Source organism: Pseudomonas sp. TAE6080 (assembly GCF_018732265.1).
In the GTDB taxonomy this organism is placed as follows: Bacteria; Pseudomonadota; Gammaproteobacteria; order Pseudomonadales; family Pseudomonadaceae; genus Aquipseudomonas; species Aquipseudomonas brenneri.
Genome location: NZ_JAHIDY010000003.1, coordinates 1 through 15,998, shown reverse-complemented (window position 1 = coordinate 15,998; position 15,998 = coordinate 1). Strand labels below are relative to the sequence as shown.

12 protein-coding genes, 1 tRNA gene and 4 pseudogenes are annotated in these 15,998 nt (G+C 57.3%); 11 read left to right on the top strand and 6 right to left on the bottom strand.

Annotated elements, in window-relative coordinates:
* Positions 1-65: 65 nt before the first annotated feature.
* Positions 66-347, bottom strand: coding sequence for a peptidylprolyl isomerase (locus KL786_RS03660; RefSeq protein ID WP_032861429.1), 282 nt, complete (start codon positions 345-347; stop codon positions 66-68).
* Positions 348-476: 129 nt separating this feature from the next.
* Complete coding sequence (locus KL786_RS03655; RefSeq protein WP_032861428.1) at positions 477-1,547, bottom strand: 3-deoxy-7-phosphoheptulonate synthase; 1,071 nt, start codon at positions 1,545-1,547, stop codon at positions 477-479.
* Between the two features lie 621 nt (positions 1,548-2,168).
* On the opposite strand from KL786_RS03655, the gene KL786_RS03650 reads away from it, so the two are divergent.
* The 6 genes from KL786_RS03650 to KL786_RS03625 all read left to right on the top strand — a co-directional run bounded on the left by KL786_RS03650 (position 2,169) and on the right by KL786_RS03625 (position 6,811).
* Positions 2,169-2,918: a carbon-nitrogen hydrolase family protein gene (locus tag KL786_RS03650; protein WP_215516779.1), complete on the top strand. Its 750-nt coding sequence runs from the start codon at positions 2,169-2,171 to the stop codon at positions 2,916-2,918.
* Positions 2,919-2,937: 19 nt separating this feature from the next.
* The gene (locus KL786_RS03645; RefSeq protein ID WP_215516778.1) at positions 2,938-3,378 is read left to right on the top strand and encodes a GNAT family N-acetyltransferase; all 441 of its coding nucleotides are present in this window, start codon (positions 2,938-2,940) and stop codon (positions 3,376-3,378) included.
* Between the two features lie 219 nt (positions 3,379-3,597).
* Complete coding sequence (gacA, locus tag KL786_RS03640; RefSeq protein WP_029293774.1) at positions 3,598-4,239, top strand: response regulator transcription factor GacA; 642 nt, start codon at positions 3,598-3,600, stop codon at positions 4,237-4,239.
* A 16-nt stretch (positions 4,240-4,255) separates the two neighbouring features.
* Positions 4,256-6,079 carry an excinuclease ABC subunit UvrC gene (uvrC, locus tag KL786_RS03635; RefSeq protein ID WP_215516909.1) on the top strand — a complete coding sequence of 608 codons (1,824 nt, stop codon included), beginning with the start codon at positions 4,256-4,258 and terminating at the stop codon, positions 6,077-6,079.
* Positions 6,080-6,111: 32 nt separating this feature from the next.
* Positions 6,112-6,672, top strand: coding sequence for a CDP-diacylglycerol--glycerol-3-phosphate 3-phosphatidyltransferase (gene pgsA, locus KL786_RS03630; protein WP_029293776.1), 561 nt, complete (start codon positions 6,112-6,114; stop codon positions 6,670-6,672).
* A 63-nt stretch (positions 6,673-6,735) separates the two neighbouring features.
* Positions 6,736-6,811: transfer RNA gene (locus KL786_RS03625), tRNA-Gly, on the top strand.
* Positions 6,812-7,058: 247 nt separating this feature from the next.
* Here the strand turns inward: KL786_RS03625 and tnpB are convergent.
* The 4 genes and pseudogenes from tnpB to KL786_RS03610 all read right to left on the bottom strand — a co-directional run.
* Positions 7,059-7,199, bottom strand: a pseudogene (tnpB, locus tag KL786_RS30035) (IS66 family insertion sequence element accessory protein TnpB); the annotation flags it as partial.
* 135 nt (positions 7,200-7,334) lie between these two features.
* Positions 7,335-7,490: pseudogene (locus KL786_RS30030) on the bottom strand (transposase); the annotation flags it as partial.
* Positions 7,491-7,912: 422 nt separating this feature from the next.
* Positions 7,913-8,470 carry a YuaE family lipoprotein gene (locus KL786_RS29390; protein ID WP_252193584.1) on the bottom strand — a complete coding sequence of 186 codons (558 nt, stop codon included), beginning with the start codon at positions 8,468-8,470 and terminating at the stop codon, positions 7,913-7,915.
* A 261-nt stretch (positions 8,471-8,731) separates the two neighbouring features.
* Positions 8,732-9,895, bottom strand: a pseudogene (locus tag KL786_RS03610) (IS3 family transposase).
* A 607-nt stretch (positions 9,896-10,502) separates the two neighbouring features.
* Here KL786_RS03610 and KL786_RS03605 point away from each other — a divergent pair.
* From KL786_RS03605 to KL786_RS03585, 5 genes and pseudogenes are all read left to right on the top strand, one after another.
* Positions 10,503-10,640 (top strand): annotated as a pseudogene (locus tag KL786_RS03605) (hemolysin secretion protein D); the annotation flags it as partial.
* A 671-nt stretch (positions 10,641-11,311) separates the two neighbouring features.
* Positions 11,312-12,652, top strand: a complete 1,341-nt coding sequence (locus tag KL786_RS03600; RefSeq protein WP_353844640.1) for a TolC family protein — start codon at positions 11,312-11,314, stop codon at positions 12,650-12,652.
* Between the two features lie 449 nt (positions 12,653-13,101).
* The gene (locus tag KL786_RS03595; RefSeq protein ID WP_215516776.1) at positions 13,102-13,878 is read left to right on the top strand and encodes an AraC family transcriptional regulator; all 777 of its coding nucleotides are present in this window, start codon (positions 13,102-13,104) and stop codon (positions 13,876-13,878) included.
* Between the two features lie 100 nt (positions 13,879-13,978).
* Positions 13,979-14,884, top strand: coding sequence for an aromatic amino acid exporter YddG (gene yddG / locus KL786_RS03590; RefSeq protein WP_215516775.1), 906 nt, complete (start codon positions 13,979-13,981; stop codon positions 14,882-14,884).
* 26 nt (positions 14,885-14,910) lie between these two features.
* Positions 14,911-15,996: a B12-binding domain-containing radical SAM protein gene (locus tag KL786_RS03585; protein ID WP_252193583.1), complete on the top strand. Its 1,086-nt coding sequence runs from the start codon at positions 14,911-14,913 to the stop codon at positions 15,994-15,996.
* Positions 15,997-15,998: the final 2 nt, after the last annotated feature.

Genomic DNA, 15,998 nt, shown 5'->3' with positions numbered 1-15,998 from the left:
CCCGCCGGGGCACAAACACAACGGCCCACCAAAAGGCGGGCCGTTGTGGTTTGCTAAGACGCTGATCAGTCCTGGCGGCTGGTCACTTCCAGCAGGTGGTAACCGAACTGGGTTTTCACCGGACCTTGCACGGTGTTGACCGGGGCGCTGAATACGACAGTGTCGAATTCCTTGACCATCTGGCCTGGGCCGAACGAACCCAGGTTGCCGCCATCACGGCTCGATGGGCAGCTGGAGTTGGCTTTGGCGATTTCTGCGAAATCAGCGCCGCCTTCGATTTGGGCCTTGAGTTCGTTGCACTTGTCTTCGGTGGCAACCAGGATGTGGCGGGCGGTGGCTTTGGCCATGGTGGGTAACTCCTTGAATAAAAAAGGTGAGCCTACCGGATTCAGGCGGTTATTTCCCGGCAAAGTTCCACTGACTTGCGTCGGTACCTGATGTAAAGCCATCGCCGGCTTGCCGGCGATAGCGGTAGCTCAGGCGTGGTCGCGCAGGCGTTGTGCCGCTTCACGCAACAACTGCTCGGTGCCGTCCCAGCCCAGGCAACCGTCGGTCACCGAAACCCCGTAGCGCATCGACGGGCTGAGCGGCTGGCAGCCTTCGAACAGGTGACTTTCCAGCATCATGCCGATCAGCGAGGTGTCGCCTTGCAGGCGTTGCTCCAGCACATCATTGAAGACTGCAGGCTGGCGCATTGGGTCTTTGCCGCTGTTGGCATGGCTGCAATCGACCATGATCCTCGTGGCCACTTTGCTTTTGGCCAGGTCGGTCTTGACCTGGGCCACGCTCTGGCGGTCGTAGTTCGGACCACGGTGGCCGCCACGCAACACCAGGTGGGTGTCAGCGTTGCCCGGGGTCTGGATGATCGCCGGATGCCCCTGGCTGTCGACGCCGAAGTGGCGGTGCGGGTGGGCTGCGGAGCGCATGGCGTCGCAGGCGATGGCCACGCCGCCATCGGTGCCGTTCTTGAAGCCGACAGGCATGCCCAGGCCACTGGCCATTTCCCGATGGATCTGCGATTCGGTGGTGCGCGCGCCGATGGCGACCCAGCTGAGCACGTCTTCGAAGTAGCCGGCGGCCATCGGTTGCAGCAGCTCGGTGGCGACCGGCAAGCCCAGGCGCAGCATTTCGCGCATCAATTCCCGGGACAGGCTGAGGCCAGCGGCCATGTCATCGCTGCCATCCAGGTGCGGGTCGTAGGCCAGGCCTTTCCAGCCAATGGTGGTGCGCGGTTTTTCGACGTAGGCGCGGATCACCAGCAACATCTGGTCACTGACGTCATTGGCCAGTTTCTTCAGATTGCGCGCGTATTCCATGGCGGATTCGGGATCATGGATCGAGCAGGGTCCGACGATGACCAGCAACCGGCTGTCTTCGCCATTGAGGATTGCACGGATAGCCTGGCGATGAGCATTGACTTGCTCGGTCAGGAACGGGCTCAGGGGCAACTGGTGCTTGAGCTCAAGGGCGCTGGGCAAGCGCTGGGTCAGCGCTTCATTGGCGCTGGACAGGGTGGTGACGGGCAGGGCGGCGATGGAGGAGTTCATATTTTCGGCTTCCTGGGCAAGCGGCGGGCTGTTCCCGCACGCTCTGCCCTACTGGGGTGTTCGACAATTGGCCGTATTGGCTGCGTGTGTTGGCTTGCCACCAATAGGTGACCGATCGGAGGCGGCAGGCTGTCCCGAACGGAGCTTGCTAAATCGCCAGGCGGTGCAGGTGTCGTAACGGTAATAAGTGGTGTGGTTCATGGTGTGATTTCCTTTAAGTTCGGTGTGTAGCAAAAATTGTTCAGGGCTGAAAAAACAAAACCCCCGGTCGGGGAGCCGACCGGGGGTTAGATTTCTCTGGCAGGCGACCCCTTGAGTAGTGGGCGCCGATTTCAGGTATCAGGCGCGCCACTGGCTAAACCAATACCCAAAATAAAAGCTGACCAGTGCGCTCAAACCGTTCACGCGGGTAGCCACGACCGAACGCTGTGCGTTGGCAGTAGGGCGAGCCTGGGTGAGAGTGAGTTGCAACATGGTATTTCTCCAAATGATGGGATGGAGCTTAACTGAGGCATGCCGCTGGATTCAATCAGTAATTTCTATCGCGATGAGTGACTTAGCGCTATGACGCAAGTCCCGATATGCTGGATGGATACTCACACCCATTGCCAGGACGCGACCATGACCACCTTGACCCTTGCCAGTGCCCAAACCTGCTCCATCGCTGGCGACCTGGCAGCGAATATCGAGCGCCACCTGGCATTGATGGTCGCTGCTGCCGAGCACGACGTGCAATTGCTGGTGTTCCCGGAACTGTCCTTGACCGGCTATGAACCTTTCCGGGCAATGGAGTTGGCGATCGCGCCGGACGATGCGGTACTGACGCCGCTGCGGGAAATGGCGCGTGAGCTGAACATGACGGCGGTGGTCGGCATGCCCATTCGCTTGCCGTCGAGCACTGGGGTGCTGATTGGAGCGTTGGTACTGGCCGCGGATGGCTCGTTGGCGGTGTACAGCAAACAACATCTGCACTCCGGTGAAGAACTGGCTTTTATGCCGGGACAGGGTGGCGAGGCGCTGGTATGGGGTGATGACCGGATCGCCCTGGCGGTTTGCGCTGACTTTTCCCACGCCAGCCATCCGCGTGATGCGGCGGCGCTCGGGGCTACAGTCTATGCAGCAGGCGTTTTGATCAGCGACGGTGGTTACGCTGCCGATAGTGCGTTGCTCCAGGGCTATGCTGGCGAACACTCGATGGTGGTGCTGATGGCCAACCATGGCGGGCCGTCCGGTGGCTGGGTATGTGCCGGGCGTAGCGCGATCTGGGGCTGCGACGGCGCATTGATTGCGGCTGCGCCAGGTGTCGGCGATGCCCTGGTCATCGCGCGCAGGGAGGCAGGCAACTGGAGTGGCTGGTCAGTCGCGCTGTGATGCCATGGAGCACATTGATATGGCATTCACGCTCAGGGCTGCATCGGATCAACACCTGGCCTTTGCGCGCAGCCTGACGCATCAGGCAATGGATCACTACTATCGACAGTACGATCTGACGTGGTCCGACAAAGGCTTCGATACCGCCTGGGCCGGGCGGGAGAACTGGTTGATCTGCCAGGGCGACAGGTTGCTGGGGTTTGTGAGCCTGAGCCGGGATGACCATGCGTTGTACATTCGCGAGCTGCACATTCTTGATGCTTTCCGCTGCCAGGGCGCGGGCAGTTGGGTGTTGGAGCAGATGATCGCCAAGGCTCAAGTGGAAAGCCGCGATTACTTGCGGTTGACGGTATTCAAGGCCAATCCGGCAAAAAGACTCTATCAGCGCAAGGGCCTGAGTATTGTCGCTGAGGAGGGCTGTTTCTGGCGTATGGAGTCTGGCTGGCTGTCCGCAGGCTGAGCAGCACCTTGGCAGAGTATTCCTCTGTGGTGCATGGAAAAACCCGGCCGGTCCTCAAGGAATCCTGACCTTTTGCCCAGGAAACAACCCCGTTTGTCGCTCGGCAGGCGGTCGTAGCGTATTGAAACTCTATATATATGACGCGTTCAGCTAGGTCTGTGCCTTGGTTTTTTGCTAAGGTGTTCAGCAACCTATAAGACCATTTCGCGAGGTGTCTGCTTGATTAGGGTGCTAGTAGTCGATGACCATGATCTCGTTCGTACAGGCATTACACGAATGCTGGCTGACATCGATGGCCTGCAAGTAGTCGGCCAGGCCGAGTCGGGAGAGGAATCCCTGATCAAGGCGCGCGAGTTGAAACCCGATGTGGTTTTGATGGACGTCAAGATGCCGGGGATCGGGGGGCTTGGCGCTACCTGCAAGTTGTTGCGCAGTCATCCGGATATCAAGGTCGTCGTGGTCACCGTCTGTGAAGAAGACCCTTTTCCTACCAGGCTTCTGCAGGCCGGCGCGGCCGGTTACCTGACCAAGGGCGCGGGGCTCGCGGAAATGGTCCAGGCCATCCGCCTGGTATTCGCCGGCCAACGCTACATCAGCCCACAGATTGCCCAGCAACTGGCGATCAAGTCGTTTCAGCCCGTCAGCGACTCGCCATTTGATGCCTTGTCCGAGCGCGAGATTCAGATCGCCTTGATGATTGTGGGCTGCCAGAAGGTCCAGTCGATTTCCGACAAGCTCTGCCTGTCGCCGAAAACCGTGAACACCTACCGTTATCGAATTTTCGAGAAGCTATCCATCAGCAGTGATGTGGAACTGACCTTGCTGGCGGTTCGCCACGGCATGGTGGACGCCAGCGCCTGAAATGCAAGCCACTGAAATAACCGCCGCGTTTGACCCGAGTGCATTTCTTGCGACCTGCAGTGGCCGGCCTGGCGTGTATCGCATGTTCGACAGCGAGGCGCGCCTGCTGTATGTCGGCAAGGCCAAGAACCTCAAGAAACGCCTGGCCAGCTATTTTCGCAAGACCGGCCTGGCGCCGAAGACCGCCGCCCTGGTGGGGCGGATCGCCCAGGTCGAAACCACCATCACCGCCAATGAAACCGAGGCGCTGCTGCTTGAGCAGACGCTGATCAAGGAATGGCGGCCGCCCTACAATATTCTGTTGCGTGACGATAAGTCCTATCCGTACGTGTTTCTGTCGGACGGTGACTTTCCGCGCCTGAGCATCCATCGCGGGGCGAAGAAGCAAAAGGGTAAGTATTTTGGTCCATACCCCAGCGCCGGAGCGATCCGCGAGAGCCTGAGCCTGCTACAAAAGACGTTCTTTGTGCGCCAGTGCGAAGACAGCTTCTACAAGAACCGCACCCGCCCGTGCCTGCAATACCAGATCAAACGCTGCAAGGCGCCCTGCGTGGGGTTGGTCGAACCGCAGGAGTATGCCGAGGATGTGCGTCACTCGGTGATGTTCCTGGAAGGGCGCAGCAACGCCCTGGCCGACGAGTTGTCCGGTGCCATGGAGCAGGCGGCCAGTGTCCTGGACTTTGAGCGAGCCGCCGAGCTGCGCGACCAGGTGTCCTTGCTGCGCCGAGTCCAGGACCAGCAAAGCATGGAAGGCGGCACCGGTGACGTGGATGTGATTGCGGCCTTCGTCAATCCGGGCGGCGCCTGTGTGCACTTGATCAGTGTGCGTGGCGGCCGGGTACTGGGCAGCAAGAACTTCTTTCCGCAGACGGGAATCGAGGAGGAGGTGGCCGATGTCATGGCGGCGTTCCTCGGCCAGTACTACGTCAGCAGCCCCGAGCGCGACCTGCCGTCCGAACTGATCGTCAACGTGGTGCACGAAGACTTCCCCACGTTGATCGAGGCGATCCACGCACTGCGTGGCCGTGAACTGGACATCAGTCACCGGGTGCGCGGCACGCGTGCGCGCTGGCAGCAATTGGCGGTGACCAACGCCGAACAGGCGCTGAGTGCGCGCCTGGCCAACCGCCAGCATGTGGCCGCACGTTTTGAAGCGCTGGCTGACGTACTCAAGCTTGACGAGCCGCCGCAACGCCTGGAGTGCTACGACATCAGCCATTCCAGCGGCGAGGCGACCGTGGCGTCTTGTGTGGTCTTCGGCCCGGAAGGGCCGATCAAGTCCGATTATCGACGCTATAACATTGAAGGCGTCACCCCTGGCGACGACTATGCTGCCATGCATCAGGCCCTGACCCGGCGCTTCAGCAAACTCAAGGACGGCGAGGGCAAGCTGCCGGATATCCTGCTGGTGGACGGTGGCAAGGGTCAATTGTCCATGGCCCGTGACGTACTCAACGAGTTGGCAGTGCCCGACCTGATCCTGCTCGGCGTGGCCAAGGGCGCGACGCGCAAGGCCGGTTTTGAAACGTTGTACTTGAATGATGCGGCCCATGAGTTCACCTTGAAGGGCGATTCACCGGCGTTGCACCTGATTCAGCAGATTCGCGACGAGGCTCACCGTTTCGCCATTACCGGTCACCGCGCCCGACGTGGCAAAACCCGACGCACCTCAACCCTGGAAGGGGTGGCGGGCGTAGGACCAAAGCGGCGCCGCGAGCTGTTGAAACATTTTGGTGGTTTGCAGGAATTGTCCCGTGCCAGCATTGAAGAAATAGCCAAAGCTCCCGGTATCAGTAAAAAGCTTGCTGAGTTGATTTATGCAAACCTACACAGCGAGTAGAATGCCCTCTCACCTCGTAGCCAGTTGTGCCGATGAATATCCCTAATCTGATCACCGTTCTACGCGTCCTGCTCATTCCGATTTTCATTTTGCTGTTTTACCTGCCCTATGAATGGAGCTACATGGCCTCCAGTTCGGTCTTTGCCTTCGCGGCCGCGACCGACTGGCTGGATGGCTACCTGGCACGACGCCTGGAGCAGAGCACGCCGTTTGGCGCGTTCCTCGACCCTGTGGCCGACAAGCTGATGGTCGCCGTAGCCCTGGTGCTGCTCGTCCAGGAACACGGCAACCTGTGGCTGACCCTGCCCGCCGCTGTGATCATCGGTCGTGAGATCGTCGTCTCGGCCCTGCGTGAATGGATGGCCGAAATCGGCGCACGGGCCCACGTGGCCGTGTCCAACATGGGCAAATGGAAAACCGCCGCGCAGATGCTGGCGCTGGTCATCCTGCTGGCCAACCCGTCGAACTTCACCTTCTGGGTCCTGCTGGGCTACGCCTTGCTGTTGATCGCCGCGGGCCTGACCCTGTGGTCCATGCTGCAATACCTGCGCGCCGCCTGGCCCCATCTGCGCACGACGGTTGAAAAGAAATAAAACTTTTTTGAATCAAGGGGTTGACGTGTGTTCTGGAATCTATAGAATGCACACCACCAAGACGCGGGAATAGCTCAGTTGGTAGAGCACGACCTTGCCAAGGTCGGGGTCGCGAGTTCGAGTCTCGTTTCCCGCTCCAAATATTGCACTGCAGAGTTCCACTGAATTCTGTAAGTGATTGAAATCAGGACCTTCGGGTCCTTTTTTCGTTCCGGCGGGAACCACTGAAATCCAGCGCTATCCGGTGCGTTTAAGTCCAGAATCCTGGCGCGTACTGAATCGGTTTGTTGCTGGAGCAGTTTGCGCAGCGAGACGAGCATCTGGCCCTGACTCTGTTCAGGAGCTCGCGATGGCACTCTCAGAAATGACAGTTCGGCATGCCCGAATCACGGGTTACGAATTGGCCTGCGCCAATCAATGCCCCCCAACAACATCGATAGCTGCGCCACCGTCAGCGAAACGCTACCGCTGGTTGCTTGTGGCCAAACGAAGCGGCCTTGTTCCAGACGCTTGCAAAACAAACACAAACCGTCGCCGTCCCTACTTCTATCAGGATTTCTGAATGAAGTTGTTGCGGCAGCGACGTTGGTGGTGGCAATTCGATTGGCGCTTCGATCACCTCGACTGGCAGGAGCGTTGTGCTTTGACCGACAGGGGTCGAATGCCCCGTCCTGGTATTGCTGTCGCCAGCGAAAAACCATGTTGGCATTGACGTCGTGCTCGCGAGCGATCATCGACACTGAAGCGCCAGGTTTGTACGAGGCTTCAACGACCTTGCGTTTGAATGCGGGAGGGAAGTTCGGCGGCGACCGGGGCAACGAGCTAGAGCTATATCCAAGATAGTGTCCACTAAAAAATGGTGTCCACTATCTTGGCGAGTTTGGAGAGTTGTCAGTAGTGGGGGGCTGCGGTCCACGGCAGGGGTAAATCATGCGATGAATCGGCTTCACTGCATGAGCAAGCGTCCCTAGGTTGTGCATTCAAGGATCAAGCTACCAACTGACTCTCAGGCCCACATTGCCCAAATTTATTGGCTATTAGCATGCACTCAGCGCAGGATGAAGGCAGCATGCTCACTTAATGCTTGTGGCCAGCCTATTCTTCTTAATTTATCCTGCGCGTGACAATAATCGTTGAGCCCTGAAAAAACGGTAGCTCTCGAAATGGAGGGGGTGTCGAGTGAGCGGGGGCGGAATGTTTAGAGCCTTTAGGGCGTAAGAAACGCCCTAAAGTTTAATCGTTATCGAGCTTGGCGAACCACAAGTTGCGACAGGCGGACTTTGACTCGAAAGCAGAATTCACGAATCTGAAATTGATACCCCGGCATCACCATATCGTTTATATCAGAACTAATTGAATCTTTAACCTGTATGTATTTATTGAGCTTGCTGGCAATGACCTGAAACTCTGCATCGTACTTATCATAAGATGCCTTGTTGTAAAGTTTTATTGTGTCCAGCTCTCTACGGCATTGTTGGACGCGCAGTTGATTTGTGCTTTCTGCGGATTCTGATTGAGCGGCCACCGATGAGGTCGGTTGAGCGTCAGCTCTGAGGTTCACAGATACAGCTTGTCGCGCTGGCGGGTTTGCCAGTGTCGCAGGTACGGGGGCATGCGGTGCTTGCTGGAAGGCAGCAGACGCTGGTGTCACGCTAGGTTTTTCTGGGATTTTCGTCGCGCATCCCGAGAGGACTAGCCCTGCTAATACAACCATGCTGGAGATTTTATTCATCTGTTTCACCAAAGAGTTATTATTGTTGCCTGAGTTGTTACGTTCGGGGTAACGGTAATAACTCATTCAATGATCGAGTGTAAAAGTTTCTAGCTTCAAGGCACTCAATTTCTCCCTACGAGTGCGTAGGGTAGGGATACTAGTAAAGAAATAATGAAATGACGAGTAAAAACTGTCAGAAACGCCACAAAATTTAATGGGCAATCCTGGATGAGGTGCGCTAGTGAGGCGCTGCACCTCCCGCATCGCTTCTGCTTGTGCGCCAGGCCTGGCGCGTTGCGCGCAAGCGCAACCAGCTTGGCTGTGGTGGCCTCGCTGGTGTAGTGGTCAACTAATCCCGGACACGACGTTAAGTTTTTCATCGGCTCGTGCTGGCGCCAACCCATCGTTGAATTGATGAGGCCGAATCCAGTTGTAGCGATGCATCAAAAAATGGCTGATATCGCGCTGTGCTTCCTGTGCATTTCGATAGCCCACGGTCGGTATCCATTCTGTTTTCAAGCTGCGGAATACGCGCTCCATCGGTGCGTTATCCCAGCAGCTTCCTCGACGGCTCATGCTCTGGCGCATGCGATATCGCCACAACCGCTGGCGAAAGAGTCGGCTTGCATATTGGGCGATCCTTGGTCCGAGTGGAATAGCAGACCCGAAGGCCTGCCACGCTGTTCGTAGGCCATATCCAACGCCTTTATCACCAGCTCAGCGTCTGGCTTTTCCGACAGCGCCCAACCCACGACTCGACGCGTACATAGATCCAGGACGACAGCCAGGTAATGCCATTTTCCTTGCGCACAAATTAGGTGATATCGCCGCACCAGACTTGATTGGGAGCTGGCACATCAAACCCACGGTTCAACGTGTTCGGGATATCGAGTCTTTCTATCGTCGCTCTTTTGTAAATGTGAGAGCCGGGTTGTTTGCTGACCAAACCAAGCTCGCGCATCAAGCTACGCACTTTGAATCGACCAAGTTGCTCACCGTCTTCACGCATCAGCGAGAGGATGCTGCGGCTGCCAGCAGCGCTACGACTTTGCGAGAACAGTTCATTGACGCGACTACGCAATCGAAGCCGTTCAACGTCGGGTGTGCGGCGCCGCAGGCGCTGGGCGTAGTAGCACGAGCGAGTGACGTCAAACACCTTACACAGCCAATCAATCGGCTCAACGGCGCTCAATTGATCAATCAGCGCGAACGCTCGTGATCTTCCGACATCAAGAGCGCGGTAGCCTTTTTTAATATTGATTTCTCTCGCTCAAGCCGAGCGATCCGGGCTTCCAGTTCCTGAATTTTTTGCTGTTCCGGAGTCAGTACCTTGCTCTGCGGGGTGATGCCTTTATGTTCTTTCTGAATCTGGTCAACCCAGCGGCGCAATGCCGACTCACCAATGCCGAGTGAACGGCTGGCTTCGATGTAGCTGTAGTTTTGTTTGAGCACGAGGTCAGCAGCCTCACGCTTGAATTCAGCAGAAAAGGAACGGCGTTGTTTGGTCATCTGACACCTCGATCTGGCGAGCACTCTCGCCTAAATGGGTGTCCGGTTTCATTAGACCACTACAGTCTCGCCGAGAGTTTGGAGGTGAAAGTCCTCTTGAGGTGCCTGCTCGCCCTGCGTTCCAGCTCGTTATGTGCTTTGGGTCTCTGGCTTTTGGGACAGGTCTCATTCAGCCCATCCCTCCATCTTGTCAGAATTATCCTACTGGTTTCCAGCGTCTGTGCTGCCTGGTCGGTGCCGGCCCTGAAACGCCCATTCCATTGTGATCGCCGGTTGGCGGTACGAATTCAGGACTCTTGTGATGACGACTGATGCGCCTGTTGATTCAAGCGTTACGGCTAAGGCTTTGCCTGTGCCTCAAGCGACTATTCAGGACACCTTGTTGCAAAGCGTTTCCTGGATCTGCGACCACTACGGTGTCGGCAAATCCCCGGAAACCCTGACCGCTGGTTTACCCAAGGGGGGACTGTTGGCGCCTTCGTTGGCCTTGGAGGCACTGTCCGCCGCCAATCCGTCGGCCGGCCTGGTGGAGCGCCGCGTACAGGCCCTGCCCAAGCAACGGGTGCCGATGGTGTTGCTGCGCAAGGAGCAGGGCGGCTGCATTGAATTGACAGCGGGTGGCAAATCATTGCCGATCATTCCGGGGATGGTCGCATCGGTCGAGATCCGTACCGGCGAAAAGACCATTCTGGATTACCTGTTAAAGCCCGTGTTCAACGCACGTGAAGCATTCCGGGAGCGATGAGCATGGACATCAAACATTACCCGCCAACTGAGCTGCGGGCTCCGGATCTGTTTGCGCCGCGTAATTGCCTGAACCTGGCAAGGTCGTTGTTTTTGTGCCTGTCGACCTGTGCTAGCTCCAGCCTGATGGCTGACGAACTGTCAATGTTCATTGCGCTAGCCTCGAAGGCATCGACTCAGTCTGACTTGCCGCCGCAGTTAAAATCGACGACAGCGACTTCACCTGTTACACAAGTGCAATCCAGACCGATGGCAGCGGCTACCACCGTCGTGCCTGTACAGTTCAAACCAGCGATAGCGGCTTCATCTGACACGCAAGTGCAATCCAGGTCGCAAGCTGCGACTCCCACTGTCGTACCGGTGCAGTTCAAATCGGTGGCAGCGACGTCACAGGTTACACAAGTACAATCCAGGCCGCTTGTAGCGACTCCGGCTGTCGCTCCGGTGCAATTCAAACCTGTAGCGGCGGTTGCACCTGTCACTCCAGTTGAACTCAAGCCAGTGACAGCCGTCTCCCCCTATCCGTCGCCTGCGACTACGGTTTCACGGCCGTCGAGGCCTGTCACCAATACGCCGCAATTTTCGAAAGTGGCAGAGCCGGCGACGGCTACCTTTGCGCCGGCTCGTCTAAGCGAATCTGCACCGTCCACCAAACAGGCATCGAGTAATGGCGTGAGCGCCTTAAAAACCGTTGTCGCACCTGCTGCAGCTACTGCTGTAAGCGGAGTCTCGGCGTTGGCCTTCAACGGCGTGCCGGCGCGTCTGGCTGGCCGTCAGGGCATCGTGGGGGGGCCTTCGGAGCAAGAGCTCAAAGAAATGTTCTACCGTGCTGTCCAGGCCGCCGCCGAACGCAGCCCCAAGGTACAAAGGGCTCACGCTGAACTGGCGGCAGCGGACTCGGATATTGATGAGGCCAAGGGGCAGCGTTATCCGCAAGTTGACCTGGGCACCCAGGCCGGTTCGAAGCGGTTCGGTTCAGGGGCGCAAGACACTGAAGGCAATAGCACTGGTATTACTCTCAACGTAGTGACGCCGGTATATGACTGGGGACGAATTCGCAATACCATCGACAGCCGTCGCCACCTGTCTGCCGCCGCTACCGCAGCCATTGACGCGGAGCTGGAAAGTATGGCGTTCGACGTCACCAGCATCATGACGGAGTTGGGCAAGCAACGCATTATCGTTGACCTCAGCCAGCAATATGTAGACCGTATGAATGAGCTGGTGAAGATGCTGGCGGGTATCGTGGCTGTGGACAAGGGACGCTCCAGCGAATTGACCCAGGCCAAAGCACGCCTGCTTCAAGCTCAGGCAGCACGGGATTCGGCCAGTACACGGGCCCAGGATGCTGAAATCAACCTGCGCAAGCTGGTCGGTGAACGGCCAATCATGATTCCTCGAACCAAGGAGTGGAACATTCGCCTTGCGAATCTGGATCATCTCTTGGCGCAGACTGAGAATCACCCTGTTATCAATCAGGCCAAGGCCCAGACCGAATCAGCCGAGTTGCAGGCCAAGGTGGTGCGTTCGTCGTCGTTGCCACAGCTCAATTGGGTAGTCAGCAAGTCCACCGCCGAAGACGCCGTGGGCCGTGAGCAGCCTTGGGAAACTCACTTGGCCGTGACGTGGGGTGCCTTTCGCGGCGGCTCGACACGGGCTTCGGAACGGGCTGCATTACAGCGGGCCGAAGCCAGTCGCCAGGAAGTGGAACAGCAGCGTCTGGACCTGGAGTACCGGATCCGCACTGCGAACCACGACGCAAAGACCTTTCTGGAACGGGCTGAACTGTACCGCAATCTGACAGTTGAGTCGGAGGGTATTCGCTTGGCATTTTACGAACAGTGGTATCACTTGGGTAAGCGTACCTTGCTCGATGTATTGTCGGCTGAAAGCGACCACTACGGTAACCGGGTGAGTGAGATCACCAACCGCTTTGATGGCTACCAGGCAGTTTTGCGCCAATACGCGGGGGCCGGTACCTTGGGGCAGTGGTTGAGTGGCGCGCAGCATTGAGCCATCCGGTTCAGGCTGCGAACTCCCCCCGCCAGAGAGATCGCCTGGTGGGAGATTCCATGAGTGAAGTAAACCTTATGTCATGGAATCTCCCGCATTTGATCTTCGCTCTTGGTTCTTTAGCTCAACCCACTATTGCCGTCCTGCACCAAGGAGCTGTATTGCAAGCTTGACCACCTTGCTGTCAACTCTGGCAATTAAACTAGACACTGTTTAAGTTGGCCTCAAACAAGAGCAGGGCCATTTATTAATGCCAGTCAGTTAAGCGGATTCTGCTTTCTGTAGGAGCTAGGCGTCTCCCTCGCTCCTACAAAAAGGTTTAACTGACTGGCATTAGGCCTATGTATGTTTAAATAATCCGTATCCTGCCTCATTGCTACCGTTAGCAGGCGGGTTCCTGGAATTATTGTTGACGTAAGATAAGTGGCTCGGATTAAGGAGAGTGATGGATGAACGATATAACCCCCCAACCATTCTCTCTGGCTCTGCGCTCCTATTCTGGTCAGGTCGAGCTTCACGAGCACGACTTTCATCAAATAGTCCTGCCCCAGTCCGGTTGTATGGAGATTGAGGTCGATGGACGTGGCGGCAAGGTTGATGCGAGCCAGGGCGTGGTGATCGCCTCCGGTGCCCGGCATACATTCCTGGCCAACACCCATAACAGTTTCCTGGTGCTGGACGTATTGACTCAGCGTGCCGATGGACACAAAAGCACCGGACAGTTGCTTGACCCTCTCTATGACAAACGCTTTTTTGCGGTCAGGCCCGATATCCGTCATTTGCTCGATTACGCAAGCAGCAATGGACCACGGTTGATCAGTTCGCCCACGATGGCTGAGTCATGGAGCCGGTTGCTGCTGGGTTCTTTATTGCAGCCAGAGGTTGCACCGAACGATCCCGGGCAGTTTATCCTCGCCAGGGCATTGGCCTACATCGAACAGCACCTGAGTACGCCTATGACGGTGCATGACATTGCCCGTAACGCTGGCACCAGCGAGCGGCGCTTGTATGCCCTGTTCGGGCGGCACCTGAAAATCACTCCGTTTACCCATATAGCGACCTTGCGCCTCAATCTGGCCATCGACCTGTTGCACCAGACCGCTCTGTCGATCACTGATATTGCGCATCGCGCCGGTTACGCCGACCAGAGTGCACTGAGCCATGCCCTGAAGAGAGCCCGCAACCTGACCCCTGCCTCGGTGCGCAAGCAAGCGCGCGACCACTAAAAGCAGCAGACCTGAACAATTTTTTAGCGGGCTCGATCAATACGTCCTCGTACAACCTATCTATTGTCCCCGTATCAGGATTATCCGCAGACGGGCTAGCATGAACACAACTAACGCATCCATTGCCATCACCAAAGGCGCCGTAGGTGCCACTCTGATTGGCGTAATTGCGGTGTTCCTGTGGGCGTGCCTGGCGCTACTGACCACCTTGACCGTCGGAATCCCAGCCTTTCAGTTGTTGGCATCGAGTTTCGCCGTCGCGTTCGTGGCCAGTCTCTGCATGCTCGGCCTGCGTGGCGCCGGGGGGTTCAGCAGTTGGCGACAGCCCTGGTATGTATGGGCAACGGGGTTCGCCGGCATCTTCATTTACCACTCGTTGTATTTCTTTGCCCTGAAGACCGCACCGGCGGCTGAGGCCAGCCTGATTGCCTACCTGTGGCCTCTATTGATTGTCCTGCTCTCAGGATTTTCTACTGGCGAGTCGTTGCGCAAGCGTCAACTGGTAGGAGCCTTGCTCGGCCTGGCGGGGACAGCCTTCATCATGCAACAGCGTGCCCAGGGTGAAAGCATCGGCATGCCGCTTATCGGTTACGCCGCAGCCTTTGCTTGCGCGTGGGTCTGGTCGATCTATTCGGTGGTCAACCGGCGTTTCAGCAATGTCCCAAGCAGCATCATCGGTGGCATTTGCGGCCTGATCGCAGTGGCTGGGCTGCTCTGCCACCTGGCTTTTGAAACCACGGTGCGGCCGGACGCAGGCCAATGGGCAGCAATCATCGCCCTGGGGCTGGGCCCAGTGGGTCTGGCCTTCTTCGCCTGGGATCACGCGACCAAACACGGAAACCTGGCGATGCTTGGCGCCTTGTCTTACCTGGCGCCGTTGTTCTCCACCCTGCTGCTTATTGCCGTGGGGCAAAGCGATGCCAAGCCGATCCTGATAATTCCCGCAGTACTGATCATCACGGGGGCTGTCATTGCCACTTCCCGGTCACGTAAGACCTCACTGTGATATCGACCAACTAAGGAGACAGGCAAATGGATTTGATCGCTTCGCAGGGAACCATGAGGATCGAAAGCAACGGGCCCAGTTTTTCGGTCGCCCCCACGCGGCCCTTGCTCAACCATCTGGGACAGCCATCGCTACTCAGTAGCCGTACTGGCATCCGCCGTCGCGCCAATGGTGAGCCGCCTCGCGTGTTGCTGTTCGTGCCACCCTACACACGTCTGATTGAACCCACACCTCACGACAGCGCGTTCGCCCGCATTGGTATTGATACGTTTGAAGTGATGAAACGCGCCGGTACCCCCATTGGCCTGTTGCGCATCACCACGGTGGCCCGTCGCGCCGGTTATGAGGTGCAAATTGTCGATGCACCTTTTGCCGGCTGGTCCCAGGAGTCCAGCCTGGTCAAGGTCGATCAGGGGCATCTGATCCGCTACGGCCTGACCGATGCGCAGATGCGCGAGATCATCGAAACCGCACAGCCTGATATTGTCGGCATTCAATGCAATTACACGGTGCAATGGGGCAATGCACGGGCGCTGGCAGACCTGGTGAAAACCATCGATCCCAATCTGGTGTTGGTAACCGGTGGCGCCCACTCCAGTGGTGACTGGAAAAACGCACTGCTGGATTCGGCCTTCGACTTTACGCTCATCAATGAAGCCGACCGTGCCTTTACGCTATTGCTTGATGCCTTGACCCACGAGGGCAAGAACATTAATGCCGTGCCTGGGGTGGCCTACCGCGATAGTCATTTGCAACTGGTTCGCCCCACCCATAAATCCAGCTACCTGAGCATCGTCCCCAAGCGCCAGGATCTCGATGAGCGACTTGGCCTCATGCCATTGCCGGACTTCAGTTTTCTGGATATGAGCCATTACTTGCAGTCTTATCACTCATCAGGTGCCCGGGTACGCAAGCACGGCGCCTGGGCGCAGATCTTCTCCACGATTGGCTGCAACGTGAACTGTAATTTTTGCTACATCCCGAAAATCAACGGCCCGTGGCGTGCACTCGGCCTGGACTGGTTTGATCTGCACCTGGCTGACCTAGTCAAACAGGGCGTGGACTGCCCCCGAAAAGTTGGACAGTTTCAGCTAGCAGCCTCAGCAGCATGAGT

Bases quoted from the DNA above. Each gene is read 5' to 3' on its own strand.
- KL786_RS03650 (WP_215516779.1), top strand. From the start codon at position 2,169: ATGACCACCTTGACCCTTGCCAGTGCCCAAACCTGCTCCATCGCTGGC.
- KL786_RS03585 (WP_252193583.1), top strand. From the start codon at position 14,911: ATGGATTTGATCGCTTCGCAGGGAACCATGAGGATCGAAAGCAACGGG.
- KL786_RS03595 (WP_215516776.1), top strand. From the start codon at position 13,102: ATGAACGATATAACCCCCCAACCATTCTCTCTGGCTCTGCGCTCCTAT.
- KL786_RS29390 (WP_252193584.1), bottom strand. From the start codon at position 8,470: ATGAGTTATTACCGTTACCCCGAACGTAACAACTCAGGCAACAATAAT.
- pgsA (WP_029293776.1), top strand. From the start codon at position 6,112: ATGAATATCCCTAATCTGATCACCGTTCTACGCGTCCTGCTCATTCCG.
- KL786_RS03660 (WP_032861429.1), bottom strand. From the start codon at position 347: ATGGCCAAAGCCACCGCCCGCCACATCCTGGTTGCCACCGAAGACAAG.
- KL786_RS03645 (WP_215516778.1), top strand. From the start codon at position 2,938: ATGGCATTCACGCTCAGGGCTGCATCGGATCAACACCTGGCCTTTGCG.
- yddG (WP_215516775.1), top strand. From the start codon at position 13,979: ATGAACACAACTAACGCATCCATTGCCATCACCAAAGGCGCCGTAGGT.
- KL786_RS03655 (WP_032861428.1), bottom strand. From the start codon at position 1,547: ATGAACTCCTCCATCGCCGCCCTGCCCGTCACCACCCTGTCCAGCGCC.